1 protein-coding gene is annotated in these 637 nt (G+C 63.9%); it reads left to right on the forward strand.

Annotated features, from left to right (window positions below; all coding sequences use genetic code 11):
- Positions 1 to 551: terpene synthase family protein (locus ACY45C_RS17050; protein WP_462188551.1), on the forward strand; the 551-nt coding region annotated here is incomplete at its 5' end.
- Between the last annotated feature and the right edge of the window lie 86 nt (positions 552 to 637).

Here is a 637-nt window from a genome sequence, read left to right on the forward strand (position 1 = left end):
CCACTTATGCGGCGATGCGGGACCGGCGGATGGACACGACGGTCGAAGAGTACTTGGAACTACGCTTGGGAAACGGCGCGGTGCCGCTGTGCCTGGTGTTCGGCGAGAAGATGAATTTCACCTATCTGGCGCCGCACATCCACCACTGTACCCAGCTGCGACTGCTGCGCAGGCTGGCCAGCGACATCATCGTGTACTGCAACGACGTCTACTCCTCGGTCCGCGACGCGAAGCGTGACGACCCGCGCAACCTGATCGCGATCATCCGCGACCAGGACGGCTGCGATTGGCAAGAGGCAAGAGCCCGTTGCGAGCAGGAGATGCGGACGCTCGACCAGTCGATACACACCACAAAGCAGCGCCTTGACACGGCCTTCGACGTGCTGCAGTTCACCGACGCAGAACGCGCCCAGGTCCGGATGGGTGCGAGGATCGTCGACGACTGGAACTGGGGTTACCAGGTGTGGGCCGCCGTCAACGAACTGTTGATGGATACGGATCCGCCGCGCGAGGAGATCTCTCGCATGCTGACCTCGCCGCAGGCGGTCTGACGGCGCGTCGGAAACAAAAGAGTAGCGCCCGGGAGCGATTCCCGGGCGCCGCTCGGCGGTACGTCAGCCGACCGTGAACCCCTAGG

The sequence above is a fragment of the Frankia sp. CcWB2 genome (assembly GCF_977927585.1).